At 58.7% G+C, this 26,966-nt stretch carries 28 protein-coding genes; 11 read left to right on the top strand and 17 right to left on the bottom strand.

The annotated features are described in order from the left end of the window. Positions 1-87: 87 nt before the first annotated feature. The 3 genes from betA to betI all read right to left on the bottom strand — a co-directional run bounded on the left by betA (position 88) and on the right by betI (position 3,962). Positions 88-1,746 (bottom strand): choline dehydrogenase, encoded by a 1,659-nt coding sequence (gene betA, locus SIC14_RS00420; RefSeq protein ID WP_412563889.1) that lies wholly within the window; start codon positions 1,744-1,746, stop codon positions 88-90. Between the two features lie 88 nt (positions 1,747-1,834). Next, on the bottom strand, positions 1,835-3,295 hold the full coding sequence (gene betB / locus SIC14_RS00425) for a betaine-aldehyde dehydrogenase (protein ID WP_412563890.1): 1,461 nt from the start codon (positions 3,293-3,295) through the stop codon (positions 1,835-1,837). An 88-nt stretch (positions 3,296-3,383) separates the two neighbouring features. Beyond that, positions 3,384-3,962: a choline-responsive transcriptional repressor BetI gene (betI, locus tag SIC14_RS00430; RefSeq protein ID WP_412563891.1), complete on the bottom strand. Its 579-nt coding sequence runs from the start codon at positions 3,960-3,962 to the stop codon at positions 3,384-3,386. Positions 3,963-4,044: 82 nt separating this feature from the next. On the opposite strand from betI, the gene SIC14_RS00435 reads away from it, so the two are divergent. From SIC14_RS00435 to choV, 4 genes are all read left to right on the top strand, one after another. Beyond that, a complete protein-coding gene (locus SIC14_RS00435) occupies positions 4,045-4,968 on the top strand; it encodes a choline ABC transporter substrate-binding protein (protein ID WP_412563892.1) in 924 nt (307 codons plus the stop codon). Between the two features lie 88 nt (positions 4,969-5,056). After that, positions 5,057-5,674, top strand: a complete 618-nt coding sequence (locus tag SIC14_RS00440; protein ID WP_412563893.1) for a LysE family translocator — start codon at positions 5,057-5,059, stop codon at positions 5,672-5,674. 2 nt (positions 5,675-5,676) lie between these two features. After that, positions 5,677-6,510 (top strand): choline ABC transporter permease subunit, encoded by an 834-nt coding sequence (gene choW, locus SIC14_RS00445; protein WP_412563894.1) that lies wholly within the window; start codon positions 5,677-5,679, stop codon positions 6,508-6,510. Beyond that, positions 6,507-7,547, top strand: a complete 1,041-nt coding sequence (gene choV, locus SIC14_RS00450) for a choline ABC transporter ATP-binding protein (protein ID WP_412563895.1) — start codon at positions 6,507-6,509, stop codon at positions 7,545-7,547. The genes choW and choV overlap by 4 nt, the downstream gene beginning before the upstream one ends. A 68-nt stretch (positions 7,548-7,615) precedes the next feature. On the opposite strand, the gene SIC14_RS00455 is transcribed toward choV, so the two are convergent. Further along, a complete protein-coding gene (locus tag SIC14_RS00455) occupies positions 7,616-8,215 on the bottom strand; it encodes a LysE/ArgO family amino acid transporter (RefSeq protein ID WP_412565913.1) in 600 nt (199 codons plus the stop codon). Positions 8,216-8,302: 87 nt separating this feature from the next. On the opposite strand from SIC14_RS00455, the gene SIC14_RS00460 reads away from it, so the two are divergent. Further along, positions 8,303-9,166 carry a LysR family transcriptional regulator ArgP gene (locus tag SIC14_RS00460; RefSeq protein ID WP_412563896.1) on the top strand — a complete coding sequence of 288 codons (864 nt, stop codon included), beginning with the start codon at positions 8,303-8,305 and terminating at the stop codon, positions 9,164-9,166. Between the two features lie 475 nt (positions 9,167-9,641). On the opposite strand, the gene SIC14_RS00465 is transcribed toward SIC14_RS00460, so the two are convergent. The 4 genes from SIC14_RS00465 to SIC14_RS00480 form a co-directional block, all read right to left on the bottom strand. Then, a complete protein-coding gene (locus SIC14_RS00465; RefSeq protein WP_412563897.1) occupies positions 9,642-10,382 on the bottom strand; it encodes a YebC/PmpR family DNA-binding transcriptional regulator in 741 nt (246 codons plus the stop codon). Positions 10,383-10,488: 106 nt separating this feature from the next. Beyond that, positions 10,489-12,267: an SLC13 family permease gene (locus SIC14_RS00470; RefSeq protein WP_412563898.1), complete on the bottom strand. Its 1,779-nt coding sequence runs from the start codon at positions 12,265-12,267 to the stop codon at positions 10,489-10,491. A 162-nt stretch (positions 12,268-12,429) separates the two neighbouring features. Next, a complete protein-coding gene (locus SIC14_RS00475) occupies positions 12,430-13,242 on the bottom strand; it encodes a TIGR00282 family metallophosphoesterase (protein ID WP_412563899.1) in 813 nt (270 codons plus the stop codon). Between the two features lie 78 nt (positions 13,243-13,320). Continuing rightward, positions 13,321-13,803: an OsmC family protein gene (locus tag SIC14_RS00480; RefSeq protein ID WP_412563900.1), complete on the bottom strand. Its 483-nt coding sequence runs from the start codon at positions 13,801-13,803 to the stop codon at positions 13,321-13,323. Between the two features lie 68 nt (positions 13,804-13,871). Here SIC14_RS00480 and SIC14_RS00485 point away from each other — a divergent pair, with 68 nt between their 5' ends. Then, on the top strand, positions 13,872-14,507 hold the full coding sequence (locus SIC14_RS00485; protein ID WP_412563901.1) for a GntR family transcriptional regulator: 636 nt from the start codon (positions 13,872-13,874) through the stop codon (positions 14,505-14,507). Here the strand turns inward: SIC14_RS00485 and SIC14_RS00490 are convergent. Further along, positions 14,497-15,054: a 5-formyltetrahydrofolate cyclo-ligase gene (locus SIC14_RS00490; RefSeq protein ID WP_412563902.1), complete on the bottom strand. Its 558-nt coding sequence runs from the start codon at positions 15,052-15,054 to the stop codon at positions 14,497-14,499. The genes SIC14_RS00485 and SIC14_RS00490 overlap by 11 nt on opposite strands. Beyond that, entirely contained in the window at positions 15,051-16,487 is a 1,437-nt protein-coding gene (mgtE, locus tag SIC14_RS00495) for a magnesium transporter (protein WP_412563903.1), read from the bottom strand. The genes SIC14_RS00490 and mgtE overlap by 4 nt, the downstream gene beginning before the upstream one ends. A 154-nt stretch (positions 16,488-16,641) precedes the next feature. Between mgtE and guaD the strand changes: the two genes are divergently transcribed. Continuing rightward, entirely contained in the window at positions 16,642-17,949 is a 1,308-nt protein-coding gene (gene guaD, locus SIC14_RS00500; protein WP_412563904.1) for a guanine deaminase, read from the top strand. A 76-nt stretch (positions 17,950-18,025) separates the two neighbouring features. On the opposite strand, the gene SIC14_RS00505 is transcribed toward guaD, so the two are convergent. From SIC14_RS00505 to SIC14_RS00525, 5 genes are all read right to left on the bottom strand, one after another. Beyond that, on the bottom strand, positions 18,026-18,511 hold the full coding sequence (locus SIC14_RS00505) for a CAP domain-containing protein (protein WP_412563905.1): 486 nt from the start codon (positions 18,509-18,511) through the stop codon (positions 18,026-18,028). A 144-nt stretch (positions 18,512-18,655) separates the two neighbouring features. After that, positions 18,656-19,153, bottom strand: a complete 498-nt coding sequence (locus tag SIC14_RS00510) for a CAP domain-containing protein (RefSeq protein ID WP_412563906.1) — start codon at positions 19,151-19,153, stop codon at positions 18,656-18,658. A 310-nt stretch (positions 19,154-19,463) separates the two neighbouring features. After that, positions 19,464-20,798, bottom strand: coding sequence for an 8-oxoguanine deaminase (locus SIC14_RS00515; RefSeq protein ID WP_412563907.1), 1,335 nt, complete (start codon positions 20,796-20,798; stop codon positions 19,464-19,466). A gap of 131 nt (positions 20,799-20,929) precedes the next feature. Beyond that, positions 20,930-21,727, bottom strand: a complete 798-nt coding sequence (gene hisN / locus SIC14_RS00520) for a histidinol-phosphatase (RefSeq protein WP_412563908.1) — start codon at positions 21,725-21,727, stop codon at positions 20,930-20,932. Between the two features lie 85 nt (positions 21,728-21,812). After that, on the bottom strand, positions 21,813-22,184 hold the full coding sequence (locus SIC14_RS00525) for a helix-turn-helix domain-containing protein (RefSeq protein ID WP_412563909.1): 372 nt from the start codon (positions 22,182-22,184) through the stop codon (positions 21,813-21,815). Between the two features lie 282 nt (positions 22,185-22,466). Between SIC14_RS00525 and SIC14_RS00530 the strand changes: the two genes are divergently transcribed. Continuing rightward, positions 22,467-23,426: an NADPH:quinone oxidoreductase family protein gene (locus tag SIC14_RS00530; RefSeq protein ID WP_412563910.1), complete on the top strand. Its 960-nt coding sequence runs from the start codon at positions 22,467-22,469 to the stop codon at positions 23,424-23,426. A 48-nt stretch (positions 23,427-23,474) separates the two neighbouring features. Here SIC14_RS00530 and SIC14_RS00535 read toward each other — a convergent pair whose 3' ends face one another. Further along, positions 23,475-24,326 carry a LysR family transcriptional regulator gene (locus tag SIC14_RS00535; RefSeq protein WP_412563911.1) on the bottom strand — a complete coding sequence of 284 codons (852 nt, stop codon included), beginning with the start codon at positions 24,324-24,326 and terminating at the stop codon, positions 23,475-23,477. A gap of 126 nt (positions 24,327-24,452) precedes the next feature. Between SIC14_RS00535 and SIC14_RS00540 the strand changes: the two genes are divergently transcribed. The 3 genes from SIC14_RS00540 to SIC14_RS00550 all read left to right on the top strand — a co-directional run bounded on the left by SIC14_RS00540 (position 24,453) and on the right by SIC14_RS00550 (position 26,192). Further along, complete coding sequence (locus SIC14_RS00540; protein ID WP_412563912.1) at positions 24,453-24,668, top strand: DUF1127 domain-containing protein; 216 nt, start codon at positions 24,453-24,455, stop codon at positions 24,666-24,668. A 158-nt stretch (positions 24,669-24,826) separates the two neighbouring features. Then, the gene (locus SIC14_RS00545; protein ID WP_412563913.1) at positions 24,827-25,606 is read left to right on the top strand and encodes a Bax inhibitor-1 family protein; all 780 of its coding nucleotides are present in this window, start codon (positions 24,827-24,829) and stop codon (positions 25,604-25,606) included. Positions 25,607-25,739: 133 nt separating this feature from the next. After that, a complete protein-coding gene (locus SIC14_RS00550; RefSeq protein WP_412563914.1) occupies positions 25,740-26,192 on the top strand; it encodes a DUF6389 family protein in 453 nt (150 codons plus the stop codon). A gap of 212 nt (positions 26,193-26,404) precedes the next feature. Here the strand turns inward: SIC14_RS00550 and SIC14_RS00555 are convergent, their stop codons facing one another. Next, complete coding sequence (locus SIC14_RS00555; RefSeq protein ID WP_412563915.1) at positions 26,405-26,926, bottom strand: GNAT family N-acetyltransferase; 522 nt, start codon at positions 26,924-26,926, stop codon at positions 26,405-26,407. Positions 26,927-26,966: the final 40 nt, after the last annotated feature.

A 26,966-nucleotide genomic window follows, 5' to 3' on the forward strand; every position in this document is an offset into this window, starting at 1 on the left:
GGGACGCGCTTTCAATGATCCTGAAATACTCTGGGTGAATGCGGGCCTTCATGAGGCCCGCAAAGGGCGAAGCCCTTACCCGCGCTCTTAGCGCTGCGCGGTTTGCCAGTTTGGATTCACCCAAGGCGCGGCATTGTCCGAAGCAAGGGGCGTGCGTCCCAGCAGTTTGTCCGAGACCTTTTCCCCCACCATGATCGATGGCGCATTCAGGTTGCCATTGGTGATCCGCGGGAAGATTGAGCTGTCAGCGACCCGCAGCCCTTCAACCCCGATCACCCGTGCCTCAGGGTCAACCACGGCCAGCGGATCATCCGCACGCCCCATTCGGCAGGTGCCGCAGGGGTGATAGGCGCTTTCGGCGTGTTCACGGATGAAGCTGTCCAGTTCATCATCGGTGACCAGATCCTTGCCCGGCTGGATCTCATGTTTGACGAAGGGTTTAAACGCCTCCTGCTCAAACAGCTCCCGTGTCAGGCGCAGACACTGACGGAAGTCCGCCCAGTCGCTTTCCTCGCTCATGTAATTGAAGCGGATCACAGGTGCAGCTTCGGGATCTGCGGAGCGCAGGGTCACATTGCCCCGACTTTCCGATCGCATCGGCCCGACATGGGCCTGGAAACCATGACCTTCGGCGGCGGCTTTGCCATCGTAACGCACGGCAAGCGGCAGGAAGTGATACTGGATATCGGGGTAATCGATCCCCGGTTTCGAACGGATAAAGGCCGCGCTTTCAAACTGGTTGGACGCCCCCAGACCGGTTTTGGTGAACAGCCACTGCGCCCCAACCATCGCTTTACGGACCAAAGGCCAGTATTTATAGAGCGTGATCGGCTGGCTGGCGGCGATCTGGAAATAGACCTCCAGATGGTCTTGCAGGTTGGCCCCCACACCGGGGCGATCCGCCACCACCTCGATACCATGCTCCGCCAGATGCTGCGCCGGGCCAATCCCCGACAACATCAGCAACTTGGGCGAGTTCAGCGAGGAAGCCGCGAGAACCACTTCGCGGCGAGCCGAGATGATCTCTTTTTTACCACCCCGTTTGATTTCCACCCCGGTGGCGCGGCCATTTTCGATCACCACACGGCAGGCAAGACCGCGCACGATCTCGCAGTTGTCGCGTTCAAGCGCGGGGCGCATATAGGCGTTGGCCGCAGACCAGCGCCGGCCCTTCCAAACGGTCTGCTCCATCGGGCCGAAACCCTCTTGCTGCTCGCCGTTGTAATCCTCGGTCACCGGATAGCCCGCCTGACGACCTGCATTCACAAAGGCCGCGTGCAATGGGTTGTCGCGCGGACCACGGGTGACATGCATCGGGCCGTCTTTGCCGCGCCAGTCGGGATTGCCGCCATGGCCGCTGTCATGCCAGCTTTCCATTCGTTTGTAATAGGGCAACACATCCGCATAGCCCCAACCGTCTGCGCCCTGATCGCGCCAATGGTCAAAGTCATGGGCGTGGCCACGGACATAGACCATGCCGTTGATCGAAGAGGACCCGCCGATCACCTTGCCCCGCGGGCAGACCAGCTTGCGGTTGCCCAGGTGCGGCTCTGGCTCTGACATGTAGCCCCAGTCATAGAGGCTCATGTTCATCGGGTAGCTCAGCGCGGCCGGCATCTGGATGAAGGGCCCAGCATCGGTGCCGCCGTGTTCAATCACAATGACCGAGGCGCCTGCCTCGCTCAGCCGATAGGCCATTGCGCAGCCTGCAGAGCCTGCGCCAACAATTACAAAATCCGCTTCCATTTTTCTTCTCCAGAAACAGATGAGGCCCCTGCCCTTTGGGTCAGGCATCGGGGCGATGGGCAGGGTTTTCCCCTGCCCGGTTCACAAATCAGAACGCCGCTTCGCAGGCGTCAAGACGCACAAAGACCGATTTCAACTCGCTGTAGTGGTTGATGGCGGTCTTGGCGTTTTCACGCCCCACGCCGGACATCTTGGAGCCACCAAATGGCACCTCAACCGGCGCGTCGTTGTAGGAGTTGATGAAACAGGTGCCAGCCTCAAAGCCCGCCACCATCCGGTGCGCGCGCCTCAGATCGGCAGTAAACACACCCGCCGCCAGACCAAATTCGGTGTCATTGGCACGGGCCAGCACCTCATCCTCATCGTCAAAGTCCAGCACACACATCACCGGGCCAAAGATCTCTTCGCGAGCAACCACCATATCGTCGGTGACATCGGCAAAGACCGTGGGTTCAATCCAATAGCCGTCCTGATCCAGCCGTTTGCCACCGGTGACCAGACGTGCGCCCTCGTCCTGGCCTTTGGCGACGTAACGCTCGACAATGCTGATCTGCGCCTCAGACACCATCGGGCCGAAGTTCACGGTTTCATCCAACGGATCACCCATCTTGGCGCCCTTCAGACGTTCGCTCAGCCGGGCAAGGAAGGCTTCTTTGATGCCTTTCTGCACAAAAACACGGGTGCCGTTGGAACAGACCTGACCGGTGGAATAGAAATTGGCGTTGATCGCGCCGCTAACAGCGCTGTCCAGATCGGCGTCATCAAAGATCACCAGCGGGGATTTGCCGCCCAGCTCCATCGTGACATGTTTCATGCCTTCGGCAGCTGCTGCGTAAACCTTGCGCCCGGTGGGGACAGAGCCGGTCAGCGACACTTTGTTGACCCGCGGATCGGTGACCAGCGGCCCGCCAACCCTGCCGGTGCCCTGCACCACATTGTAAAGCCCGGCCGGCAGCCCCGCCTCATGCAGGATCTCCGCCACCTTCAGCGCGGACAATGGCGTGGTCTCGGACGGCTTAAAGATCATCGCATTGCCGCAAGCCAGCGCAGGCGCGCCCTTCCAGCAGGCGATCTGCGTTGGATAGTTCCAGGCGCCGATCCCGACACACAACCCCAGCGCTTCGCGCATCGTGTAGGCAAAATTACCATCGCCCAAGGCAATATGTTCACCGGTCAGGCTGCCTGCCAGACCGCCGAAATATTCCAGCGCATCCGCACCAGACGTGGCATCCGCTACCAGCGTTTCTTGCAAAGGCTTGCCCGTGTCATGGGTTTCCAGAACCGATAGTTCGTGGTTCCGCTCGCGCAGGATATCCGCCGCCCGCCGTAAAATGCGGCCCCTTTCGGTGCCTGACATGGCAGCCCAGGCTTTCTGCGCAGCCAAGCCGCTGGTGATGGCATCCTCAATCACCGCTTCGGTTGCCTCATGCACCTGCGCGATCACCTCACCGGTGGCCGGGTAGATCACATCAATCACCGCGCCGGCCGTGTCTTCGACATAGCGCCCGTTTACAAAGTGGCTGCCCGCAGGCTGGAATTTCATCGTCATTGGCTTCCCTCTCGGAAAATGTGGCCTCATCCTGTGGCGGAGGAAGCCGGTTCATCTGTTTCTGTGCTTTTCTCGCTGCGGCCTTTGCTCAGGCGCGCACGACATCCTTGGCAAAACTGTCCATCACCAGCCTGACAGCTTCGCCCTGTTCGGTTTGCCCCCCGCCGAGCGATTGCTTCAGGTAGGCGCCGTCAATCATAGCGGCGATCCGCTCCGCCACCTCGGGCGCCTGAGCCCCAACAATGGGGCGCAAAGAGTGACGCAGATTCGACCGCAGCCGGGTCTGGTACACGTTCAAAAGCCGCCGTGCTTCGTCTGAAACCTGGGCCAGAACGTAGAAATTGAGCCAGGCCGCCACCACTTCGGAGCGAAAATTTGACTGGCTGAAACTGGATTTCACAATCGCCTCAACCCGCCCCAAAGGCGAGGAGGCCATGCCCAGTGCGCCGCGCACTTCTGCGGCATAGACCGCCAGCGTGTGACGCATCGCTGCAAGGAAGATTTGTTCTTTGTTTCCAAAGTAATGGTGCGCCAGAGCCGAAGACATGCCTGCCCGTTTCGCGATCTGGCTGACGGTCACATCCAAAGTGCCCGTTTCCCCAATTTCCGCGATTGTCGCTTTCACCAGCGCAGCGCGCCGTATAGGCTCCATTCCTAGCTTTGGCATCGATTTCCATCAAATTTTCTTGCCAGATAAAGCTAATTTGTTTTTTATTGACTCGTCAATCAAGAAAAACGGGGAGGTCAGAATGACCCTTAAGACTACTCTTTCCGCGTTGGCCCTGCTGGCTGCAACGCCCGCCTTGGCCGATTGCGGCAAGGTCACTTTCTCCGATGTTGGCTGGACCGACATCACCGCAACCACCGCCGCCACCACTGTGGTGCTAGACGCTCTGGGCTATGAAACTGACATCAAGGTTCTGTCGGTTCCGGTCACCTATGCCTCGATGGCGGCTGGTGACGTCGACATTTTCCTGGGCAACTGGATGCCCACCATGATCGCCGACATTGCGCCCTACTATGAGGCCGGCACGGTCGAAATTGTCCGTCCCAATCTGGAAGGTGCCAAATACACCCTCGCGGTCAACAAGGCGGCTGCGGATCTGGGCATCAAGGATTTCGCCGATATCGCAGCCCAGCGCGATGCGCTGGACGGCAAGATCTACGGCATTGAGCCCGGCAACGACGGCAACCGCCTGATCATGGAGATGATCGACGGTGATTCCTTTGGCCTCGAGGGCTTCGAAGTAGTTGAGAGCTCGGAACAGGGCATGCTGGCACAGGTGTCGCGCGCCGTGCGTAAGGAAGAGCCGATTGTTTTCCTCGGCTGGGAACCGCACCCGATGAACGCCAATTTTGACATGTCCTACCTGACCGGTGGCGATGAGTTCTTTGGCCCCAACCTGGGCGGCGCCATTGTGAACACCAACGTGCGTCAAGGCTATGTCAGCGAATGCCCCAATGTGGGTAAGATGATGGAAAACCTCGCCTTTTCGCTGGCGATGGAAAACGAAATCATGGGTGCCATCCTGGATGACGGCGAAGAGCCCAATGCCGCGGCAAGTGCCTGGCTGAAGGCCAACCCCGGCGCGCTGGACGGCTGGCTGGACGGCGTCACCACCAAAGACGGTGGCGACGCAATGGGCGCTGTGAAGACGGCTCTGGGCCTCTAAGCGCTTGAAATGACAAGAGCCTCCCCAGCTGCAGCTTGGGGAGGCTTTTGTGCCCTTGGTGGCCACTTGCAAAGGGAGGAGGAGCCCGATGCCAATGACCCTGACCGCACTTGCGTTGTTTATCCCGGCCTGTTTTGCGCTAAACGCCGCGCCGGGCCCAAACAACCTGCTGGCGTTTGCCAATGCTTCCCGGCTTGGCTTCTGGCCCGCTGTGGCAGGCGGCATGGGCCGCTTGCCCGCTTTTGCCGCAATGATTGCGCTGGTCGCGCTTGGCCTAGGGGCCGTGCTGGCGGCGTCGGAAATGGCCTTTCGGCTGGTGGCCTGGTTTGGGGCTGCCTATCTGATCTGGGTCGGCTGGAAGCTCTGGCGTGCGCCCGCCCCCCAGACCACGCAGGCACAGGACAACAGACTGACCTTATTGGCAAAACGCGATTTCCTTATTGCACTCGGCAATCCGAAGGCGATTGCGATTTTCACCGCTTTCTTCCCACAATTTGTCGATTTTGACGCCCCTGTCGCCGGACAGTTTGTCACACTCGGCCTACTGTTCCTCGGCCTCGAACTCTTGGCCGTTGCCCTCTCCGCCGGCGCGGGCCGACTGCTGTCGCGCGCCCTGACCCCCATCCGGCTGCACCGCCTCAACCGAGGCGTTGGCGGCTTCCTGATCTTCTCCGGCCTCGCCATGGCCCTCAACCCAAAGCATTGATGATGGACTGGATAACAAACTACAAAATCCCGGTTGGCGACGCCTCTGAGGCGGCTGTCAACTGGCTGACCGACAATGCCAGCGGGTTCTTTGATCTGCTGGCCGATGCGCTTGACGGGCTGATCGGCGGGGTCGAAGCCGGCCTTGAAGGGCTTGGCCCGATCGTCACCACTCTACTGTTCATCGTCCTGACCTGGATCCTGCAACGCAGTTGGAAAAAATGCATCGTGGTGGCGCTGGGGATGCTGTTCATCCTGAACCAGGGCTACTGGGACCGCACCATTGAGACCCTGACGCTGATCCTGGTGTCCTGCATCGTTTGCATGGGCATCGGCATCCCAATCGGCATCCTTGCGGCGCGGCGCAAATGGGTCTACTCAGCGCTGGAACCGGTGCTGGACCTGATGCAGACGCTGCCGACATTTGTCTATCTGATCCCTGCGGTTATCTTCTTTGGCCTTGGCCAGGTACCCGGATTGATCGCCACGATGATCTTTGCCATCCCTGCACCTATCCGATTGACATACCTCGGTATTTCCTCAACGCCCGTGGCTTTGAATGAGGCTGCAACCGCCTTTGGCGCCACCCCGATGCAACGTCTGATCAAGGTCGAGATCCCCTCTGCCTTCCCGCAGATCATGGTGGGCCTGAACCAGACCATTATGCTCTCGCTGTCGATGGTTGTGATTGCCACCCTGGTCGGCGCCGGCGGTCTGGGTCAACCTGTGCTGAACGGGTTGAACCGGATGAAACCTGATCTGGGTTTTGAATCCGGATTTGTCATTGTGGCGCTCGCAACCGTGCTGCGCATCATGCTGGAGGTCCGCAAAAAATGAGCCAATCCGAAAATCACGCTGTTGTTTTTGACAATGTTTCCATCGTTTTTGGCGACAAACCAGAGGCCGCCCTGCCGCTGATGGATCAGGGTCAAAGCCGGGCCGAGATCCAGAAATCCACTCAGCAGGTGCTTGGGGTCCACAACTGTACCCTCAGCGTCGACAAGGGGGAAATCCTTGTTCTGATGGGACTTTCCGGCTCCGGAAAATCCACTCTGCTGCGCGCTGTCAACGGCCTCAACCCGGTTGTACGCGGTGGGGTTTCGGTGGCCACACATAACGGTTTGGTTAACATTACCCAAACCAACAGCAAAACCCTGCGTGACATTCGCCAACATGATGTCGCGATGGTGTTTCAGCAATTTGGCCTACTCCCCTGGCGCACGGTTCGGGAAAATGTCTGGCTTGGCCTAGAGCTTGCGGGCATGTCCAAGGCGGAACGGCTTGAGAAAACCGATGAACAGTTGGCGCTTGTGGGCCTTTCTGACTGGGGCGACCGAAAAGTTTCCGATCTGTCGGGCGGCATGCAGCAACGTGTTGGCCTCGCCCGGGCGTTTGCCACAGATGCCCCGATCCTCTTGATGGATGAGCCCTTTTCAGCGCTGGACCCGCTGATCCGCACCCGTCTGCAGGACGAGTTGCTGGAACTGCAGGAAAAACTACATCGGACCATTATCTTCGTCAGCCACGACCTCGACGAAGCGTTCAAAATTGGCAATCGCATCGCCATCATGGAGGGTGGCCGCATTGTACAATGTGGCACCCCTCAGCAGATTTTCACCAATCCCGCAACGGAGTATGTCGCTGATTTTGTGGCCCATATGAACCCGCTTGGTGTGCTTTGTGCCCGGGATGTCATGGAAGAGGCCTCCGGCGATCATGCCATGACCCTCGCGCCTGACAGCGATATTCGTGAGGTTATGCATCATACCCGCAGCGGGCCCGTCGCCGTGATCGAGAACGGGCAAGTGATCGGTCAAATCACCCCTCAGGGCGTTCTGGAACGGCTGCTGGATCCCCGTGGGTTACATCGGTAATCAATCTCCTTTCGGCAGGTGAAGGGGCGCTACTGCGCCCCTTTTCCATTTCTGCTACACGATTAGAGTTACCCTTGGGTTAACAGCGACAGCGCAATCGCCCACATGATGCCTCCAATCCCGACGTCCAGCACCTGCCAGGCGCGTGGCTTCTCAAACAGAGGCGCAAGCAGCCGCGCGCCATACCCCAATGCAAAAAAGAACACAAAGCTCGCCAGAACCGCCCCTGCACCAAAAGACAGCTTGTCGTCGTACTGAGAGGCGACAGAGCCCAATAGCACCACCGTGTCCAGGTAGACATGTGGGTTGGCCCATGTGAACAGCACACAGGTCACCAATGCACTGAAGAGGCCAGGCGCGCTGGATCTACCCTTCGCCATCGCGGCGCCACCCTTCCAAGCCGCACGAAACGACCGCGCGCCGTACCAAAGCAAAAACGCCGCACCGCCATAGCGCATCACCGGCTCCAGCAACGGGACCTGCTGGACCAGAATGCCGAATCCCGCGACACCAACAGCAATCAACAGCGCGTCGCTGAACGCACAGACCAAGACAATCGGCAATATGTGCTGCCCCGACAGGCCCTGACGCAACACAAACGCATTCTGCGCCCCAATGGCGACGATTAGCGACAACCCAAGTCCAAAGCCAGCAATCGCAGTTTCCACAGTCAATCTCCTAATCCTTGACATTTGACTAACGCTCGCCAGAGCATTAGTCGAATTAACAATAATTAACTCAAATAAGATTCTCTTATGCTAAACTACACACAACTCAAAGCGCTGGCCGCGGTCATTCAAACCGGCAGCTTTGACGCGGCTGCGCAGCAATTGCATGTGACGCAATCTGCCGTTTCGCAACGTATCAAATCCCTCGAAGAACACATCGGCACACCGCTTATCAAACGTGGGCAACCCTGTGAGGGAACCGACACCGGCCATAAACTGGCCCGCCACCTCAGCGAGGTGGCCCTGCTGGAATCAAGAGTGACCCAAACAGCGCCAAAGGCGCCGCACCGGCTCCGCATTGCGGTGAATGCAGACAGTCTGGCGACCTGGGTTCTTGAAGCCCTTGCGCGTCACCCGGATATGCAGTTCGAGATCGTGGTTGATGATCAGGATCACTCTGCTGCCTGGCTGGAACGCGGGGAAGTGAGCGCCGTTGTGACAGCAAAAGAGAAGCCACCTCAGGGCTGTGACAGCATTTCACTCGGAACAATGATGTATGCCCCAATCGCAAGTCCCGAATTCGTCGAAAAACACTTCCCGAAGGGTGTGGATAACTCCAGTCTGCCTAAGGCGCCCATGCTAGTTTTCAACAACAAAGATGCACTACAACACTCTTGGATTAAAAAGAATTTCAATGTTATCCACAGAGGTCATATTCAGCAGATTCCATCCACACAGGGCTTCATCGACGCTGCCATTCTTGGCATGGGCTGGGGACTTAATCCACAGGGCCTTGTGGAACCTTATCTGGCAGACGGGCGGGTCCAGAGGCTGGTTGAAGGGTGTGACTTGCCGGTGCCGTTGTTCTGGCAGTATCCGCGTCTCCTGAAAGACGGATTGAGCGGCCTCACTGAGTCGATTGTGGATATCTCACGGCGTTCGATGAAATAGGCCTTTCATAAAAACCTGCGCATTTTCAATTAATTAACATGTTTACCCACAGACTTATCCACAGGTTGCGAGTTGAATTTCTGCGGGAGCCCTGCTCTTCTTCAGAAGTTATCCACAGGCAAAGTTATCCACAAGTTGTCCACAAAACCTCAAAATTGACGAGATCCTTTCGTAGAAACTCTCTAAAACGGTGCTTCATCGCATCCCTTTCCAAGAGAATGCCTAGCATTCTACAATCAAATGGTTTCTCAAACCCATTGGACACCGCAACCTGCGGCGCTGACGGGAAATATTGCATATTCAACAACCCATCCCCAGAAAGCCAAATTTTTCGCAAGAAATGTGGAGATATGTAAAGTTCAAGCACGCACGACAGGCTGCGGTCGCGCCTGTAAGGGCACTTTAAAGTACCTGAATGCAAAAGCGGCGCCCCGAAGGACGCCGCTGGAAGCTCAGAAAACGGAAACTCGGCTAATCAGAGCTGGTTCATAACCTCATCAGAGGCTTCGAAGTTCGTGGTGACACGCTGCACGTCATCGTCATCTTCAAGCGCATCCACAAGCTTCATCAGCTTCTGCATCCCTTCCAGATCCAGCTCGGTTGTTGTGGTCGGCTTCCACACCAGCTTGGTCGATTCCGACTCTCCCAGCTCGGCCTCCAGAGCGCCGGAGACTTCATGCAGATCGCTGTCGGCACAATAGATCAAATGCCCCTCTTCAGTGCTTTCAACATCTTCTGCTCCGGCCTCAATGGCCGCCATCATCACGGTGTCTGCATCGCCAATATCGACCTGGTAGGCCACCTCACCTTTGCGGTCGAACATAAAGCCCACCGACCCGGTTTCGCCGAGGTTGCCCCCATTTTTGGTAAATGTGGAACGCACGGTCGAGGCGGTTCGGTTCCGGTTGTCCGTCATCGCTTCGACGATGACCGCCACCCCATTGGGACCGTAGCCTTCATAACGGATCTCTTCGTAATCGTCGCCTTCGCCAGCGGCCGATTTCTTGATCGCGCGCTCAATCACGTCCTTGGGAACCGATTGGCTTTTGGCTTCTTTCACCGCCAGGCGCAGGCGCGGGTTTTTCTCAGGATCCGGGTCGCCCATCTTGGCCGCCACGGTAATTTCCTTCGAAAGTTTCGAAAACAGCTTGGACCGGGCGGCGTCCTGACGGCCCTTACGGTGCTGAATGTTCGCCCATTTTGAGTGGCCAGCCATGGCACCCTCCGTTCATTAATACCTGTTGCAAACGTCTATAAAGGAGGGCTGTATGGGGCTGCAAGCCTGCCAGACACGCAAACGCCCTTGTTTTGCAGGTTATTTCTTACAATGGCCAGATCACCGGGATCAGCGCCGATGCCAAGAGACCCATCGTAATGTTCAGCGGCACACCAACTTTAAGGAAATCGGTAAATTTGTAGCCGCCCGGCCCATAGACCAGCATATTGGTCTGATAGCCAATGGGCGTAGCGAAACTACAGGAGGCCGCCACCATGACGGCGATCACCAGCGGCCGCGGGTCCAGCCCCATCGCAGACGCCAGCCCCATGGCGATCGGGGTCACAACCACCGCAACCGCATTGTTGGACACCATCTCGGTTAACAAAGAGGTCAGAACGTAGATGGCCCAGACAATCAGGAACGGCGGCAATTGCTGCAAATAGGGCGCGATAACGTCAACAATCAAAGCAACAGCGCCGGTGTGCTGCAATGACACTCCGATGGCAAGCATGGCAAAAATCAACGCCAGAAGGCGCCCTTCGATGAAGGAAAAGGCTTCTTCGCTGTCGATACAACGGCTGACCAAAACGATCGCAACACCAATCACCGACAGATGAAACAGAGGGGCCACTCCCAGCGCCCCAAGCCCGACAAGAGCCAGAAGCGTTGCAACCGCAAGAGGAGCATGGCCACGCCTGTAGGCCTTGACGGAAGGTTGGGTTACATCGACCATGTCCATGTCAGATGCCAGACGCTGAACGTCCTCTGGCGCACCTTCCAACAGCAAGGTGTCGCCCACGCGCACCACCTGTTCATCGAGCTGGCCGCTGATGTTCTGGTTCCGTCGGTGCAGCGCCAACGGGTACACACCGTAGCGACGGCGCAGACGCATCGATCCCAAGGCCCGGCCCACCATTTTGCAACCTGGCGTGATCAGAACCTCAACGGTCGATGTCTCCACCGCGCCCACTTGATCCAGCCTTTTCAAACTCTTATTGCGTTGCAGACTGAGCAACTCGGTCATCTGAGTCCGCAGCACAACACGGTCGCCAACCTGCAGAACCACGTCTTTCATATTGCGGCGCAACGAACGATCACCGCGCACCACGTCGACCAGACGCACACCTTCACGCTTGAACAGCTGCACCCCTGTCACCTCGCGCCCGATCAGGTTCGATTCAGGGGGAATGACAGCTTCGGTGAAGAATTTCATCTTGGAACGGTCCGACAGCATCGACGCCATTGTTGTTCGCTCCGGCAGCAACTTTCGGCCAAAGAAATAGAGGTAGATCATCCCCCAGGTCACAAGCACTACGGCGAGCGGGGTAACCTCAAAAATCCCAAACCCTTCAAGGCCTTGAGACCGCGCAACCCCGTCAACCAACAGGTTGGTAGAGGTCCCGATCAGGGTTAAGGTGCCCCCGATAATGGCCGCATAAGACAGCGGAATCAGCATTTTCGAGGCCGAGACCCCCATTGTCCGCCCCAGTTGGACAAACACGGGAATCATCACAACCACAACAGGTGTGTTGTTCATGATCGCAGAGGCCAACACCACAAAGGTCATCAAGACCCCAATCGCCAGTTTGGGATTTGTGCGCCCTGCCTTGTCCGCCATATCGGTGAACGCAGCAAGCGCGCCGGTGCGCACTAGGGCCCCCATCACGATGAACATGGTTGCAATGGTCCAGGGCGCAGGGTTCGACAAAACCGCCAAAGCCGCGTCATAGGGCAACAGCCCCATCGCCAGCAAAGTCGCAACCCCAAAGATGGCGACCACCTCGGTGGGGAACAACTCTTTGATAAATAGGGCAAACATGCCAAGAACAACGGCAAGGCTCAGCAGCGCTTCGCCGGTTTGCGACAACTCGAATAACGCCATGTAACTCCGCCCGTTAACGCTGGAGATCATCGGCGTAAGCCGTCCAGCCGTGTCTTGTCTCCGGCAGTTTCGCGCAGGAACGCGCGCCCAACAAGAGGCATTTTACGGGCAAAGCCCTGTCAGGAAACAAGTTAACCAGAAACCGCTGGAGGTTAATCTGTATTAAGGGGCCGCTTGCTCCAACCGCCCACCTTGGCGGATCATCTTCACCGTTGTCGCCAGACCGGTGCGGTCATCGGTCTCAACATAAACGCCCGAGAGGGTGGCCTCCCCCAGCGCAGGGGTGAAGCGGGATTTCGGCATCCCTGTCACAAAACGGCGCATGGGCTCAGTCTTTTCCATGCCAATCACGCTGTTGTAATCGCCGCACATACCGGCATCCGTCAGGTATGCGGTCCCACCGTTCAGGATCTGAGCGTCCCCTGTTGGGATATGGGTGTGGGTCCCCACAACCACGCTGGCGCGGCCATCGCAATAATGCCCCATGCCCATTTTCTCACTGGTGGCTTCACAGTGCATATCCACCAGAGCGGCCTGTACCGCGCCCCCCAGAACATGCTGCCGCAGAACCGCATCGGCCGCAGAGAATGGATCGTCAAATGCCCGTTTCATAAAGACATTTCCCAAAATCTGGGTGACAAGAATCTTGCGCCCTCGGCGGTCCGAAAACACCCGATGCCCCCGACCGGGTGCGCCTTTGGCAAAGTTCAGGGGCCGGATGATACGCGGCTCCTGTTCGATAAATTGCAGCATGTCCTTCTGGTCAAACGCATGATCGCCCAAGGTGATGCAATCGGCACCAGCCTCCAGCAGGGCCTTGGCATGTTCGCCAGACAGCCCCATCCCGTTGCTGGCGTTTTCGCCATTGACCACCACGAAATCCAACCGCCATTCCTCACGGAGTTTCGGCAGCTTTTCGGTCACCGCGCGCCGTCCGGCACGCCCCATTACATCGCCAAGAAAGAGTATCTTCATAAGCTCTGCCTAGGCCCGCGACAGCGGCATGACAAGAGGGGAAGCGGTGAATCGCCCCGTAACAATGGTTAACTTGCCCTATTCCACAACATATGTGGCGGAACAGGTAACAGGAAACGCCACGGAACGGGCAATAAAGCAGACATCGTGAATGCGGGCGTGCAGGGCGTCTGCCGCTGCCGGGTCGGAGCCCGACGCCAAGGTGATTTCGGGGTGGAGCGTTGCGGAGAGGAAGCGGCCTGCTCCGTTTGGCTCACAGTAGCCGACGCCGATCGGGTTATCGCTGTAGCTGGTAACCACCACACCTGCTTCGGAGGCGAGATGCAGAAACCACAACATATGACAGGCCGAGAGCGCCGCAAGCAGCATGTCTTCGGGATTGTGGAGCGTCGGATCGCCCCCCAGCATCGGATCATTTGAACACTCAATGACAGGCTTTCCCGGGGTCTGCACTTGCCAGCGTCGCTGGTAGGCGCGGTAGTGCGCGGTGCCTGCACCGGTGTTTCCCGTCCAGGTAACCTGCGCCGTATAATCATGCTGTTGTGCCGTCGCTTTTGCCATGGAGCCCTCTGGAGTTTTCAGAATCACCAATGTATACATGTATACATAATGTAGATTGGGTAGACCAGATGCAGGCAAAGGTCATTGCGGATCAGGTAAAAACCGCCCTGTTGCGGGGTGCGTTTCAACCTGGCGAAAAACTGAAGCAGGAAGACCTCGCCAAGCTTTATGGCGCGAGCAGGATACCTGTGCGGGATGCCCTAGCCCTATTGGCGATAGACGGCTTGGTGGTTTTGACCCCAAACAAGGGGGCACATGTCGTTGCGATGACAGAGGTGGAAATCCGGGAAGCCTTTGATCTGAGGGTGATGCTGGAGGCCGATGTGCTGCGTCGCGCGACCCCGCGACACGATGTTAAGTCATTGGAAAAGCTGCACTATGCTTTGAGGCGCTCGGATCTGGAAGCCTTGAGGCCGGATTGGGCGGAAGGCGACCGGATGTTTCATGCAGCGCTCTATGCACCGGCAGGGCGCGGCCGGCAGATTGCGATGATTGAGGGTTTGCGGATCGCCTGCCAGATCCAGATCGCCGCGTATAGCGCCTTGCCCGAACGCACGCCCGACTGGCTGTCGGACCATCACTTGATGGTAGAGGCGGTCCAGGCAGGCGGCATCGAAACGGCCGTTCAACATTTGATCCGCCACTTACGTGAAGCTGAGGCGCATCTGCTGGCAGCGATGTCGGGTAAGTCCCTTAAAAATTGAGAATTTCCGCCTCAGTCACGATCAAATCGAGGGGCTGATCTGTCGGTTCCAGCGGCAGGGTTTCAGCCTCCTGCGCGCCGTAGGCAAAGCCAATCGCGAGGCATGGACCTTCGGCGCGCAGCTTTTCCAAAGTCCGATCATAAAAGCCGCCGCCATAGCCCAGCCGGTTTCCGGCACGGTCAAAGGCGACCAGCGGCACGATCAGTATTTCAGGGGTGAAAAAGCGGTCCTCGGCAGGGATTTGTGCCCCGAACGGGCCGTCTTTCATCAGGCAATCCGGTTCCCAGCGGGAAAACCGCAGCGGCTGGGCTTCGCCGGTGATCACCGGCACCCCCACCAGCCCGTGTGCGGCGGCCTCTTCCATTGCCGGAAGGGGGCTGATTTCAGTGCGGATCGGCATGTAGCCCGCCAAGGGAACGCCGCGGTAGCCCGCCAGCACTTCGCTGAGCAGCGACGACCGCCCCACCAGGCCAGCGCCATGGGCGACCTTGCGACGGGCAAAGGCAGATTTCCGCGCCGCTGCTTTGATTTCAGAGAGATCGGTCATAGCAATACCTGCGCCGCGAGCCCCAAAAAGGCAAAAAATCCAACAACATCCGTGACCGTGGTCACAAATGGCCCCGAGGCCAGCGCCGGGTCGATGTTTAGACGATCCAGCGCCATGGGGATCACAATGCCACCCAGCGCCGCAGCGATATGCGTGCCCAGCATCGCCAGCCCGATGACCGCAGCCAACATCGGCACGCCAAACCACAGCACCGCCACACCTGCCATCACCAAACCAAATAGCGCCCCGTTGACGATGCCAACCGACACCTCTCGTTTGACCACCCTCAGTGCGTTCTGCGCTGTCAGGTCGCGGGTCGCAAGGGCCCGCACGGCAACGGTCATCGTCTGGGTGCCCGCATTGCCCCCCATCGAGGCCACGATCGGCATCAGAACCGCCAATGCGACCATCTGGTCGATTGTGGTAGAGAACATATCGATCACCAGTGACGCCATGATTGCGGTGATGAGGTTCACCCCCAGCCACAGCGCCCGCCCTTTGGCGGCAGCGATGATGCTGTCGGATAGGCTGGCCTCATCGGCCACACCGGCCAGGCGCAGAATGTCCTCTTCGTGTTCCTCATCCAGCACCACCATTGCATCATCAATGGTGATCACCCCGACCAGCCGCTCATCCTCGTCCACAACCGGGGCGGAGATCAGGTGGTATTGGTTAAAAGCATAGGCCACATCTTCTTCATCCTGGGTGACCGGAATGACCTCAAAGACCTCTTCGATCAGGTCGGCCAACAGAACCTCGCGATGGGCGGACATCAGCTTGCCCAGCGTCACGTTGCCTTGGGGCCGCATCCGCGGATCCACCAAGATTACATGGTAAAACTGCTCGGGCAGGGCTTCGGCGCGGCGCAGATAGTCAATCGCCTGCCCAACCGTCCAATGTTCCGGCGCCGCCACAACTTCGCGCTGCATGAGCCGGCCGGCGGAGTGTTCGGGATAGGCCAGCGCCTGTTCCACCGCAACCCGGTCAGCGTCTTCCAGAACCTCTAGGATCGCTTCTTGCTGCGGCTCATCCAGATCCTCAACCAGATCCACAACATCGTCGGTTTCCAGCTCACGCACAGCCTCGGCCAGAACGTCAGGGCGTAGCACGGCGATGATCTCTTCGCGCAGCGCTTCATCCAATTCGGACAGGATGTCGCCGTCAAACTCGCGGTCATAAAGCTTAACAAGGCGGCGCCGGTCATAGGCGTTCAGCTGTTCCAGAAGGTCGGCGATGTCGGCCGGGTGCAGCGGGTCCAGGAGGTCGGACAACTGCTGCAGATCGTCCTGATCCACCGCCCGCAGAATGGCGGCTACGTCTTTGCGCGACAGCTCATAGTCGCCTTCCGTGGTGCCGTCAGGGTTCACAACAAGGGGCTGCACATCCGCAGTGGCGTCGTCGGAACGGATGGGGGTGTCGTGGTCTTGCCGCATGGCTGCCTCCGTTGCCTGATACGCCTGCCCGTCTTCTCTTTTTCATAGCGGAGCCGGGGGCGCAGGCACAATGGGGCAACGGCCAATTCAGGTGCAAAAGCGGCGATTTACCTCGCCCTGCCCAGCGCTTAGACTGGCGGAAAAGGAACGTGCCATGTCCGCAATCAACACATCGACAGAGGTTATCCTGACCGGTCAGGTTCTGCGTTTTGACGCCGACCCCTTTGTGGCAGGGATCACCGCCGCCCGACACGAACGCCAGGGCGCGGTGCGGATTGCGCGGGGCAAAATCGCAGAGGTTGGCATTGCGGAAACAGTGTTGGCGTCACACCCGCAGCTGCCGCGGGTGGACTATGGCGACGCGCTGATCCTGGCAGGGTTTGTGGATTCGCATGTGCATTATCCCCAGACCGGCATCATCGCCAGCTGGGGCAAACGTCTGATCGACTGGCTTAACAGCTACACTTTCCCTGAAGAAATGCGCTTTGGCGACAAGGCCTATGCGGCCGAGATTGCCGAGCGTTATCTCGACCTGACCCTCAGCCACGGCACCACAACTATGGCCAGCTATTGCACCATCCATCCCGAAAGCGTGGAAGCACTATTTGAGGCCGCAACAGCCCGTGGGCAGCGGGTGGTTGCGGGCAAAACCTGCATGGACCGTGACACCGCCCCGACCGGCCTGCGCGACAGCGCGCAATCGGCTTATGATGACAGCAAAGCGCTGCTGGAACGCTGGCACAGGCGGGACCGGATTGGCTATGCAATCACGCCACGGTTTTCGCCCACCTCCACCCCCGCGCAGCTTGAGGCACTGGGGGCGCTTTGGGCAGAATATCCCGATGTTTTGATGCAGACCCATCTGAGCGAACAGGTGGATGAGATCGAATGGGTGAAATCGCTCTACCCTTCGGCGCGCGATTATCTGGACACATATGAGGCCTATGGCCTGCTGCGCGAAGGCGGCATGTTTGGCCATACGATCCATCTGGAACAGCGCGAAAAGGATCGGCTGAAAGAGGTGGACGCGGCGCTGGTGCATTGCCCGACGTCCAACACTTTCATCGGCTCAGGTCTGTTTGACATGGATGGTTTGTCTGCGGCGGGCTACCGGATTGGTCTGGCGACGGACACCGGCGGTGGCTCCAGCTTCTCGATGCTGCGCACGATGGCTTCGGCCTATGAGGTGGCACAGTTGCGGCACCGGCCGCTGCATCCGGCCGAGCTGTTATGGCTGGCAACCGGCGGATCCGCCCGCGCCATGCGGTTGGAGGACAAGGTTGGCAATATCGCACCCGGGATGGAGGCGGATCTGGTGGTGCTGAACCTGGCCTCGACTCCCGAAATCACCCAGCGCGCGGCCCGCGCCGAGGATATCTGGGAGGCGATTTTCCCCACCATCATGATGGGGGATGACCGGGCCATCGAAAGCGTCTGGATCAACGGTCAGCGACGCAGTTAATGCTCGGACGAGGGAGGCGCCCGAAGGCGCCTCGCGCAGCGCTGCCCGTTTAGCGCAGCCAATTAGACACAGCCAATTAGACACAGGGGCCGGCAAGGACCAGCACCCAGGTGTTGCCTGACCGGCCCAGACCGTAACGGGTGTATTTGCGATAAAGCATATTGCTGCGATGCGCCGAGGAGGTCATCCACGCGTTGAACACAGCCGTCTCACTGCCCTGCCCTTCGGCGATGTTCTCCGCCACAGCCGCTCGGCAGCCCCCTGCCGCACGCATCCGACCGGAAACATTCGACCCATTGGCGCCGGTGTGGGAGAAATAGCCTTTGCTCACCATCTCAGTGGCATGACTACGGGCGGCGGCAGTCAAGGCACTGTCCTGACTGAGCAGCGACAGCCCCTGCGCGCCCCTCTGCTGGTTCAGCATCCCGCCAAACCCCGAAGTGGCCACCGGACCCGACGTTGCAGAGGCCGTTGGCTTGGGACTGACGGTTGAGACACAGGCCGACAGGCCAATCGCGGCAACAACGGCCAGACCCAGCGCGCCTTTTTGCAGTAACTTCATGTCATTTCTCCCCTGCAAGCGACGTCTGACCGGCGCTTGCCGCGCGGCGCGTCGCTGTTGTCCAATAGAAAAAGGCTACCCCGAATTGGGATAGCCTCCAACATTGTTTTCCGGACAGGGTGGTCCCGCCTGTGACAGCTGCGATCAGACGCAGGGGCCGGCATAGACCATGACGTAGTAGCCATTGTAGCTGCCAACGCCGTAGCGGGTGTATTTGCCGTCCATCATGTTCTTGTAGTGTTTCGGCGAAGCCATCCAAGCCCAGAACACTTTCATGTCGTCTTTCCAGTTCTTGGCGATGTTCTCCGACAGGCTGGAACGGCAGCCGCCAGCGGCGCGCACGCGATCCATCGGATCGCCACCATCTGGGGCAAAATGGGAATAGAAGTTGCGCTGCGACATGTCACGGGCATGGGCAGCGGCGGCAGCCATCAGGCTGCGATCCTGGCGAAGCTTCGACAGCCCACGCTTGGCGCGCTCGATGTTCTGTTGCTGGTGGATGGAGGCAAAATTGGCGCGGACATGGCTGCTGCTGGTTGCCTGATACTGTGTTGGCGTGGCCACCGGTGCGGAACTCATACAGCCTGCCAGCAGCGTGGCAGCGGCGAGGCCAAACAGGGTCGATTTGCGCGAAAGGGTCATGGGGCAGTCCATTCCTTGTGAGTGAGGTCCACACAATGATCGCGGAATGGGGCAAAAGGATGAAGCTGTGCAGGCGGCTGTGCGGCCCCTCTTTAGAATGCATTGCACCGTTCAGAGGGAGGGTTTGCCTCGGCTTTCACCGGTTTTCTCGCCTCGAGGTCGCAGAGAAACTGCGTAGGGCTACCCTGTTGTGCCAGCTTCTCAGCCCGCCGCGGGCCTGTAGGATATACTAAAGACAGGCTTTACCCCAATCTTGCCCCAAACTTTGCCAGCAAAGGGCGGCGCACATAGGTCCGCCGCCCCAATGGTATCAAGCCGCCAGTTTCAGCGCCAAAGCGCGCTGGCGCTGCAGAAGATTGGGCAGATCCAATGTAGCGATCTGGTAGTCCCGCACGATCTGGCGGCCTTCGACCAGCAGATGACGCACCTTCTGCGGACCAGCCAATAGCAGCGCTGCCGGATCCCAGCTGCCGGCGCTTTCAACGCCGCGCACGTCCCAGATTGCGATATCGGCGCGTTTGCCAAGGGCCAACTGCCCACAATCACTGCGGCCCAGCACCTCGGCGCCGCCACGGGTGGCAATCTCCAGCGCTTCGCGGGCGCTCATGGCATCAGCGCCGCGGGCCACACGCTGCAACAACATCGCCTGTCGCGCCTCCGCCATCAGATTGCCGCTGTCGTTGCTGGCAGAGCCATCCACTCCAAGCCCCACCTTCACCCCTGCGTCCCGCATCGGACGCAGCGGCGCAATGCCCGAGCCAAGGCGGCAGTTAGAACAGGGGCAATGCGCCACGCCGGTGCGGGAGCGGGCGAAGAGATCAATCTCTTCGCCGTCGAGTTTCACACAATGGGCGTGCCAGACATCCTCCCCAGTCCAGCCCAGATCCTCGGCATATTGGCCGGGACGGCAGCCGAATTTTTCCAGCGAATAGGCAATGTCTTCGTCGTTTTCGGCCAGATGGGTGTGCAGCATCACCCCTTTGTCCCGCGCCAGAATGGCCGCATCCCGCATCAGGTCACGGCTCACCGAGAACGGCGAGCAAGGTGCCACCCCGACCCGACACATCGCGCCCTCGCGGGCGTCGTGATGCGCATCGATCACACGGATACAATCCTCAAGGATCGCCGCCTCTTCTTCGACCAAGTGATCCGGTGGCAGCCCACCGTCACTTTCGCCAATGCTCATCGCCCCGCGGGTGGGATGAAACCGCATACCGATCTCGGCAGCGGCGGCGATCGTGTCATCCAAACGGGCGCCATTGGGGTAAAGGTACAGGTGGTCCGAGCTGAGCGTGCAACCCGACAAGGCCAGTTCCGCCAGCCCCACCTGCGCCGAGACATACATCTCTTCGGGACCAAACCTGGCCCAGATCGGGTAGAGTGTTTGCAGCCAGCCAAACAACAGGGCGTCCTGCCCACCAGGTACGGCCCGGGTCAGGCTCTGGTACAGATGGTGATGTGTGTTCACCAACCCCGGTGTCACCACACAGCCCTGCGCGTCGATCACCTCTCCCTGCGCGGGCAGCCCGTGGCCGATGGCCGTGATCGCGCCGTTTTCCACATGAAGGTCCGCCCCCGCAAGTTCTTCACGGGTGTCGTTCATGGTCAGAACATAGTCTGCATTTCGAATGGTATATTGGGTCATCAACCTCTCCACACACGATTTGGCCCCCTTCGGATTCGTGTGTGGTTCGGCGCGACAGAAAGGGGCAAAGGACTCGCGCTGTTGCCCCTGATTATTCGCAATACCGGCGTCGGATCAAGCCCCGCGCGTGTTTAGCCTTCGGGCGCCTGCGACAGGTAGGCCAGCGCTTCGGCATGGATCTGGGGGTTGGCTGCAGCCACAACGCGCCCGCCTTCATGCACCGGATTGCCCTGCCAGTCGGTCACCACGCCGCCTGCCGCCTCAACCACCCCAATGGGCGCCTGAATGTCGTAGCTTTGCAACCCGGCTTCGATCACCAGGTCAATCTGCCCTGTCGCAACAAGGGCATAACCATAGCAATCCATTCCGTAGCGAGTCAGTTTCACCTGCTTTTCGACACTCTGAAAGCCCAGCCTCTCCGCCTCAGAGCCAACTTCGGGGAAGGTGGTGAACAAAACGGCCTCGGACAGAGGGCGCGCCGCGCGGGTTTTCAGATCCCGTGGCCCCTGCGGGCCGGTCATTTCCGACTGCCCCAAACCGCCCCAGAACCGCTCCCCGATGTAGGGTTGGTCGATCATGCCGAAGATCGGGCCACTGGCATCGGAGACCGCGATCAACACCCCCCAGGTTGGGGTGCCACTCATGAAGCCACGGGTGCCATCAATCGGGTCCAGCACCCAGGACAGGCCTGAGGTGCCGTCTTTGCGGCCAAACTCTTCGCCAATAATGGTGTCATGGGGGCGCTCTGTGGCCAGAATGGCCCGCATGGCCCGTTCTGCAGCCCGGTCGGCGACAGTGACGGGGTCAAACCCCTCGCTCAGCTTGTTTTCCGCATCCAGCCCGGGGGCACGAAAATGCGGCAGGATTGCCGCACGCGCCGCATCTGCAAGCGCATGGGCCGTTTCAATGATCTGTTTGGCGTCCTGCATGAGCCCCTCCGTCGTTTGCCAAAGGGGTAGCCTGTTCGCACCGGCGGCTCAAGCGGTCAGGTGAACCGCTTGTAAACCGCTTCTTTCAAGCAACGTCCGACAGGCAGCGGGCCAGTTCAAACAGACGCTTGCGCTGATGTTCGGGGATCCCATAGTAGGACCGCACCAGATCCATCGCTTCTTTGTCAGCGATCAGATCAGATGGCACAATCTGTTTGCCCTCCGCATCCTCGCTGTCACCGTCCAGACCTTCGAAGAAAAAGCTGACTTCAACATTCAGCGCTTCTGCGATGTTCCACAGCCGCGAGGCGCTGACCCGGTTGGTGCCGGTTTCATACTTCTGAATCTGTTGAAACTTGATGCCCACCATTTCGGCAAGCTGCTGCTGGGTCATCCCAACCATCCAGCGGCGATGACGGATACGTTTACCAACATGCACGTCGACAGGGTGCGCCATGTGCGACTCCTTAAATACCAATTCCCATGTCAGACTTCCGCCCTGTCCCCCGTAACATTCCGGTAATTAAGGCTGTCTGTTCTGTTACTGGGTTCCGAACTTACCGGAAAACGCGATTCTATCAAGAATAAACACACGTTTTGGGTGCAGTCGGGACGTCAAAATATCGACACTGCTGCATATGTTCCCCTGCGTCCTGCGACGCCTCAGCTTTTGACAGCGATGCTGCAACGCGGCATAAACAGGACAGGAGCGAGGCAATAGGACAAAATGGGGGGCAGCATGCGCGCGTTTCAAGTCAGGGATTTTACCACAAAACCAGACATTTACGATATACCTGAGCCCGTTCCCGCACCGGGGGAAGCGCGGGTCACAATCCAAGCCTGCGGATTAAACTTTGCCGATCTGTTGATGATGAAGGGCCGTTATCAGGACACGCCCAAGCCGCCCTTCACCCTGGGCCTTGAGATGGCGGGCACTGTTGAATCCTTGGGCAAAGACACAACCGGACCTGCACCGGGAGCGCGTGTTGCAATCTACAGTGGCAGCGGTGGCTTGGCAGAAAAGGGCTGTTTTCCGGTGGACCGGCTGGTTCCGATTCCCGATGAAATGTCGTTTGAGCACGCCGCCGCCTTTCAGATCGCCTATGGCACCAGCCATGTGGCGCTGAAACATCGGGCGCGGATGCAGCCCGGAGAGACATTGCTGGTGCTCGGCGCCGCTGGGGGCGTTGGGTTAACAGCGGTTGAGATTGGCAAACTGATGGGGGCGACAGTCATCGCCTGCGCCCGTGGCGCGGACAAGCTGGAGGTGGCCCGTCAGGCCGGCGCCGACCATTTGATCGACGCCAAAACGCAGGACATCCGGGCCGAAGTGAAGGCGCTTGGTGGGGCAGATGTGGTCTATGATCCGGTGGGTGGTGACCAGTGGGAGGCCGCGTTCCGCGCTTGCAAACCCGAAGCCCGGCTGATCCCGATCGGCTTTGCCTCGGGTGAGGTGCCGCAGATCCCGGCGAACCATATGCTGGTGAAAAACCTCACGGTTCTGGGGCTGTATTGGGGCGGCTACCTGAAGTTTGCCCCCGCGGTCCTGACTGAAAGCATGACCGAATTGTTCCAATGGTACGCCGAGGGCAAGCTGCGCCCTCATGTCAGCCATGTCTTGCCACTGGACCGGGCCGCAGAAGGTCTGGAATTGCTTAAAAGCCGCAAGTCGACCGGTAAGGTGGTGATCACACCTTAATCAAGTTTAACGCGCCCTGATCAAGGTGTTCACAGAGTTTAACGCGGCTCACATCGTCCGGTAGGCCTGCCGCAGCTGATCACACAGCACCTTCACAACCTCACCTTTGCCTTTCTCGGTCGCATAGAGGTTGATGTTCTGCTGTGTCAGCTCTGGCAGGGTGCCGCCATGATCTGTCGCCTCCAGATGGTCCGGTTTGGTGCCCTCAAGCATCGCATGCAAAGCCAGATCGGCGCTGACCGTCGCCTCAATGGTGCGATCGCTGTCGGTTTCTACCGCAAGCTCCCAGGGAATATTCGCCTCTTCCAAGGCGGCAATAACCCCACTTCGGAAAATGCAGCGCCGCCCAAAGGCCAGACGCAGCGGCCGTTGCTTCCAGGCGTTGCCATGTTTCGCACCGATCCACTGTAGCGGTTTGGTGGTCAGGGTCTCGCCATCAGAGGCCACGCCGATTTCCGTGGTCAGCGTCACATCCACTTCGCCCCGGCGATAAAGGTCCATCAGCTCTTTGGTGAACGAGGTCACCAGCTGCACCTTCATGCGGGGATAGCGCGCCGTAAACATCTGCAAGACCTGCGGAACCGCCGGATACACAATGTCCACCGGCACGCCCAAAACGATTTCTCCCTCGAATTTCTGGTCGGTCAACCGCTCGATCACCTCATCGTTGAGGGTCACCATCCGGCGGGCATAGGCCAATAGCTGTTCGCCCGAGGCCGTCAGACTGACGGAACGGCTGGAGCGGTCCAACAGGTTGAGACCCAGAAGTTCCTCCAGCCTTTTCAACTGCATAGAAACCGCCGACTGGGTCAGGTTCAGAAAACCGGCCGCGCGGGTCACACCGCCAAGTTCGGCCACAGCCACAAAAGAGCGCAACGTGGTGACGTCGAGATTTCTCATATATCACAATCCTTGATATTTGAATTGCCAAACATTCATTTCCACAATGAAAGCGACTCAGGCATATACATCACCAAGAATGATAAGACCTCCTCAACAAATCACAATCAAGAAAGTGACACCGCCATGATCACCGTTGCTTCCAACGCCGCCATCCGTCTCTCCGCCCCCCGCGTTTCCCTGCTGTCGCGCCTGATGGGCCTCGAATCGCTGTACCGTCAGCGCCGCGCCCTGCGCAGCCTGGACGCCCGTGCCCTGACCGATCTGGGCCTGTCCCGCGCCGAAGCTGAGGCCGAAGCGGCCCGCCCGGTTTGGGACGCCCCGACCAATTGGGTTAAATAAACCCAACTTTCGCACGTATTGAGCGAAATTGATCCGATTAGGAGGCGCGATTTGCGCCTCCTTTTGCGTTCTGACCCTTGAAATGAGGCCGCCCCTACCCGATATTTGCGCTAAGACCCCAAACCTTTGGGGCTGAGACACATTTATCGGAGGCTTTTATGGCTGAATTCGACACCATCCGGAGCGCAGCGGGTGCCCGTGCCGCACAGATTGACGAGGGTCTGCGCGCTCACATGAACAAAGTTTACGGCACCATGTCCGTAGGCATGCTGATCACCGCACTGGCCGCTTGGGCCATCGCGGGTCTGGCCGTCACCACGGATCCATCGCAGGCTGCGGCGCAGATCGGCGCGGACCGCTACCTGACCAGCCTGGGTTATGCGATCTACGCCAGCCCGCTGAAATGGGTGATCATGTTCGGCCCGCTGGCCTTCATCTTCTTCGGTTGGGGCGCGCTGATGCGCAAAGGCTCCGCAGCGGCCGTACAGCTGGGTTTCTTTGCCTTCGCCACCGTTATTGGCCTGTCGCTGAGCTCAATCTTCCTGATCTACACCCCGTTCTCGATCGTGCAGACCTTCCTGGTAACCGCCATTGCCTTTGCGGGCCTGTCGATGTTCGGCTACGTCACCAAACGGAACCTCTCCGGCATGGGCACCTTCCTGATGATGGGTGTGATCGGCCTGATCGTGGCAATGATCGTGAACATCTTCCTGCAATCTCCGGTCATGATGTACGCAATCTCGGCCATTGGCCTGCTGATCTTTGCCGCGCTGACCGCGTTCCACACGCAGGAAATCAAGAACACCTACGTTGCCTACGCATCGCACGGCGATCAGGAGTGGATGGACAAAGCCGCCTTTGACGGCGCGCTGAGCCTCTACATCAGCTTCCTGAACATGTTCCAGTTCCTGCTGATGTTCATGGGCGACAGCGAGTAATCGCTTGGTTAACACGAATTTCGAAAGGCCGGTCCCAGTGACCGGCCTTTTCTTTTGGAGATGTCTGCATTTCGTGTTGGCTTCCGGTCCACAGAATATAGGCTGGTGTGCGAACCCATTGGAGACACTAAAATTGCAAGAAGATTTGAAGGCATATTCTATAGCGCTCGCGGGGATCCTTGATGCCCACATGCAGAAAGCGAAAGAGACCCTGACCGTAGCATTGTCCAAGCTACCGCAGGAAACCAAGGAAATACAATTCGGGCTTCATCCACCCCAAGAGCCAGACGGTAGGTTTTCTGTTATCTTGCATCTTGTTGGCCCGAACTTGTTCACTCTGAACAAGGCGATCGACGGCCACAGGGTTCTATTTGACGTGCGATTTGTCGATGGAAAAATTAAGCCTGACGTCCCGATGTTTGATCCTTTCGACCAACCGTTCTCAGTTAACGATGCAATTGTTGAAACGGCTGCGAGTTGGTTGGAGAAAATCTGGGACACAATCGACCGAAAAGCTGATTGCCCGCCCGCCCTGATTTTCGGCGAGGATGGATGGGGAGAGGGGATGCCAAAACGGCTATCGTGAAGCACGCTAGGTTTGAGGATTGCTATGAATCCGATGACCTGCACTATGCTCGAAGGAGTTCAAAAAACTCATTATCAGGCGGTATTCCGTTGCGCGCAAAACAACAATTGACATCTCCGTCGAGATACTATGCTGCTGGCTCCTCCCCACAGAGGCCGAGACATGAAAAAGGGCGCCAGAAGCGCCCCGTTCAGTTCCGTTGATCTGGCAGGTCAGTCCAGCTTGCGCCACATCTCAATCGCCGGGAAGGTGATCCCCTGCGCCAGCGGCACGTTCAATTCTCGTCCTTCGGCGAATCCCAGCGCCTTATAGAATCGCAAGGCCGTGCGGGTCGACAGGCACTGCAGCTCCGTCACACCAGAGCGGCGTGCATCGCGGATCACATGGCGCATCAGCGCCTGTCCCAGTCCCTGACGGAGGTGGTCAGGATCCGTTGCCACATGGCGTATATGGCCCACCCCGGCACGCCCCCGGCTGCGGCTGGGCGCGGCTTTGGTCCAGCCGCCAGCGGCCAGAATTTGGCCTTCATGCTCAATCACATAATAGGTACCAGATGCCAACAAAGTGGGGTTAGCACGTGAGATCAACGGCACCGCGGTGACCATGGTGGAGGGGGGATAATCCCGCTTCAACAGGCGTGGATAGCTGCGCGCCAGTAAGGCCTCCACACCGGCATGATCTGCGGGTGTGGCGGGGCGGAGCTTCAGCAGCTGCGGCGATGTTTGCGATAACATTCCCATGGTCTCAGCATTCCACAAGCGGATGGGCTGGCGC

This window comes from Thalassobius sp. MITS945101 (assembly GCF_047123305.1).
Taxonomy (GTDB): Bacteria; Pseudomonadota; Alphaproteobacteria; order Rhodobacterales; family Rhodobacteraceae; genus Thalassobius.